Annotated in this window: 4 protein-coding genes; 2 read left to right on the forward strand and 2 right to left on the reverse strand. The window is 74.0% G+C overall.

Features of this window, described 5'->3' with window-relative positions; translation table 11 throughout:
* Positions 1–45: 45 nt before the first annotated feature.
* The gene (locus FOE67_RS19585; RefSeq protein WP_182666107.1) at positions 46–1,056 is read right to left on the reverse strand and encodes a helix-turn-helix transcriptional regulator; all 1,011 of its coding nucleotides are present in this window, start codon (positions 1,054–1,056) and stop codon (positions 46–48) included.
* A gap of 46 nt (positions 1,057–1,102) precedes the next feature.
* A complete protein-coding gene (locus FOE67_RS19590; protein WP_323385083.1) occupies positions 1,103–2,086 on the reverse strand; it encodes a helix-turn-helix transcriptional regulator in 984 nt (327 codons plus the stop codon).
* A gap of 160 nt (positions 2,087–2,246) precedes the next feature.
* Here FOE67_RS19590 and FOE67_RS30135 point away from each other — a divergent pair, with 160 nt between their 5' ends.
* Both FOE67_RS30135 and FOE67_RS19595 read left to right on the forward strand, forming a co-directional pair.
* Positions 2,247–2,372 carry a hypothetical protein gene (locus FOE67_RS30135; protein WP_267133350.1) on the forward strand — a complete coding sequence of 42 codons (126 nt, stop codon included), beginning with the start codon at positions 2,247–2,249 and terminating at the stop codon, positions 2,370–2,372.
* Between the two features lie 111 nt (positions 2,373–2,483).
* Positions 2,484–3,726: ATP-grasp domain-containing protein (locus tag FOE67_RS19595; protein WP_182666109.1), on the forward strand; the 1,243-nt coding region annotated here is incomplete at its 3' end.

Below are 3,726 nucleotides of genomic sequence, written 5' to 3' on the forward strand. Positions count from 1 at the left end.
GGTCGGGGCGTCGCGACGGGTGGTCGGAGGGGGCGCCCCCCGGCCTCAGGGCGTGTCCTCCGGCTCCGGGGCGTCGAGCCAGCCGCGCTCGGCGGCCAGGACGCCGGCCTGGAAGCGGCTGTCGGCGCCCAGCCGGTCCATGAGTTCGGTGACGGTGCGGACCACGGTGCGCGGGGAGGTGCCCAACCGTTCGGCGATCTCCTCGTTGGTGAGCCCCGCCGCGAGCAGCAGCAGCACGTCCCGGGCCGGCCCCCGGGGCGCCGTGGCCCCCGGGTCGCGGTCGGGATCGAGGAAGTCCTCGGAGCGTTCCCAGAAGTGGTCGAAGAGCCGGCGCAGGAAGGCCATGACGGCCGGGTCGCGGACCACCACCGCGCCCCGGGCGGTGTCCTCGGCGTCGATCGGCAGCACCGCGCCGGTTCCGTCGTAGATCAGCATGCGGCTGGGCAGCACGCCGGCGCACCGCACCAGCGCCCCGGCCTCCCGGATCCGCGTCGCGTACCGCACGACCAACCGGTCGCCCCGGGCACTGCGCGGCAACAGGGTGCGGATCGTGGCCCCGCGTCCCAGGTGGGTCAGGTCCAGGGGGAGCGAGGCCCGCAGGGCCTCCTCCGATACGCGCCGACCGGACTGCATGCTGTCCAGCGAGTGCCGGCACCCGCGCGCCAGGTCGGCGAGGACGGCGCGGACGTTCTCCAGCCCTTCGACGGTCTCGATGTCACCCGGTACGGTGCGCAGGCTCCGCGCCTCGAGGAAGTGGCCCGAGAGGGAGTGCAGTCGGGCCCGGGTGGCGGCGACCGCGATCTGCCGCCGCAGGATCTCCTGTTCCTCCGCGGCCAGCAGTTCCTCGGCCGCGCTCTCCGGTGCCACCGCCACCCACCCGCCGGCGGGGGAGGGGCGCAACAGGCCCAGGGCGGAGAGTTCGCCCTCGGCGCGGATCACCGCCTCCCGGGACAGCCCCGCCCGTCGGGCCAGCCCCGCCGTGGAGTCCGTGGGGTGGGAGACCCGGAGCCGGTACACCCGCAGGGTGTCCTCCGGCAGTCCGCTGGGATGGTTCATCGCCGCCCCGGTGCGCGGTGGCACGCGCGGGGGCCGGGGCCGGAGCTCATGTGAGCCAGCCGTTCTGCACGGCCTTGACCCCCGCCTGGAAGCGGCTGTCCGCGTCCAGGCGCTCCATCAGGGTGGACACGATGCGGCTCACCGAGCGGTCCGACATGCCCAGCTGGTGGGCTATCACCTGGTTCTTCTTGCCGGTCGCCATGAGCAGCAGCACGTCCCGTTCCAGGCCGGTGGGGGCCGGTCCGGCCACCCGGTCCACCTCGGAGAAGTTGACCGACCGCTCCCAGTAGTACTCGAACAGGCGTCGCACGAAGCCGAGTACGGCCGGGTCGCGGACCAGCGCCACCCCCGCGCCGGTGTTCTCCGGATCGATGGGCAGCACCGCGCACACCCGGTCGTAGATCTGCACCCGGGAGGGAAGGGTGCTGCTGCTGCGCACCCGGGCGCCGGCGGCCGTGATCTTGGCGACGAACTGCGCGGTGGGCAGGTGCCGTCGGGCGCTGTGCTGGAAGATCGTGCGCAGTTCCACGCCGCGGGCCAGCATCTCCAGATCCAGCGGGACGGCCGAACGGATGGCCTGCTCGCTCTGGCCGCCACCCGGCGCGAGGGTGTCCAGGGAACTCGAACAGGTGCGGGTCAGGTCGTCGATGACGGCCCGGATGCTGTCGATCCCCTTGATCACCTCGATGTTGGTCTTGGCCGAACGCAGACTGCGGGCCTCCAGGTAGTCGCCGCTCAGGGCGTGCAGCCGGGCCCGGGTCGCGGCCATGGCGATCCGCCGTTGCAGGATGTCCTGTTCGAGCGGGGCGAGCAGCTCGTCCGCCGCGCTCTCCGGGCTGATGGCCACCCAGCCGCCTCCCGGCGAGGGGCGCAACAACCCCAGCCCGGCGAGCTGTTCCTCCGCCTTGGCGGCCTCCTCCGGCGGCACCCCGGCCCGGGCCGCGATCTGCTCCACGGATTCCGTGGGGTGGATCACCCGAAGCCGGTAGATGCGGGTTGCCGCCGCGCCTATTTCGCTGGGTTCCAGCACGCTGTTCTTTCCTCGTACGACGACAGCCGTTCCCTGGCGTCAAGTCGCCAGGCACCATGACGCCACCGTGGCCGGCTCGACTTCACCATCATTGCCCGTGAGTATCGACGGCAACAGCATGCCACCCCGATCAGGGCCTGTGGAGATAGGAGTGAAAACCGTGAAGAGGATCGCGTTCGCCGCCGTCACGGCTCTGCTGGTTTCGGTGCTGGGCGCCGGAGCCGCCCACGCCACGCCCAGCAGCATCTGGGACTCCTCGTCCCCGATGAGCAGCATCTGGCAGTGACACCCCCGGGGGTGGGCACGACCGGGCGTCCCCCACCGGTCGCGTCGGGCTCGCCCCGCCGGGTGTCGTCTCCACGCCACGATCCGCACGGCCTGCCGAAGGGAGGCGGAGTTGACTTCCGGTACCCCCACCGCGATCCTGCTCGACCCCGCCCCGGCGGCGGTGCGTGCGGCACGGAAAGTGGGAGCCCGCTCCCTGGCGCTGGCCTCCCCCGCGGCGCCGCCCGAGGTGCGGCAGGCGTGCCTGATGGCCGACGAGCGCGTCGACGTCGACTGGTTCGATCACCCCTCCCTGCTGGAGGCGATCCACCACTTCGCCGACCCCCCCACACGTTCGTCGAACCGTCGCCCCCGGGCCTCCGTCCTCGGTTTCACCGCGGTCGGGTCCCTCGTGGCGGCCCGGGCCAACGAGTCCCTGGGTCTCCCCGGCAATCCACACGCGGCCGTCGCCTATCTGACGGACAAGGCCGCGCTCCGGGACCGGGTCAACCGTTCGACCGCTTCCCCCGTGCGGTTCGAGCGGTGTGACCGGGTCGCGGCTCTGGTGCCGACCGCCGAGCGGGTCGGCTTCCCTTGCGTGGTCAAACCGCGCACCGGCTCCGGTGGCACCGACGTCCATCTGCTGCGTTCCGCGGCGGAGGCGGAGGTGTTCTCCCGGCGGTCGGCACCGGAGCCCGCACTCATCGTGGAGGAGTACCTGGAGGGCCCCGAGCTGCGGGTGGACGTCCACTCGCGCGACGGTCGGCACGCCGTGCTGGCGGTCAGCCGCAGGGTGCGCCCGGCGAACCCGTCCCCGGCCTCCCCCGGGCCGGGGACGTCCCTCCTCGCCGGTACCGCCCGGGGATGGGACCTGCCGGTGGACCTCGGCCGTCGGGAACTGTCCCGGGTGCACCGCCTGGCGGAGGCCACCCTCACCGCCGCGGGGCACCGGCACGGCCACGCCAGGGTCGAGATGGTGCTCACCCGGCGCGGACCGGCTCTCCTGGAGGCCGACGCCCACCCCGGCGCGGATCCCTTCCCCGAACTCCTCGCCGCCGCCACCGGCCACGACGTCCACGCCCTGGCCCTGGCCGGCGTCCTGGGCCGGCCCGACCCCGGCGTGCGCCGCAGCCCCGCCCGGTACGCCGGGCTGCGCCGGATCCCGTCGGTGGACGGCCTGTCACCGGCCCCCGAACGGGTGGAGGCCGCGCGGGCGGTGCCCGGTGTGGTGTCGGTGGAGGTGCGACGCGGGCCGTCCGCCCCGGGCGACGCCTCCGGGTGTTCCGACGAGGGCGCCGGGCGCGTCGTCGAACCCCGCCACGGGTTCCCCCGGGTGGCGGCGTTCCGCCCCGTTCCACCGTTCCCCTCGTCCCCCG

The sequence above is a fragment of the Streptomyces calidiresistens genome (assembly GCF_014141525.1).
GTDB lineage: Bacteria > Actinomycetota > Actinomycetes > Streptomycetales > Streptomycetaceae > Streptomyces > Streptomyces calidiresistens.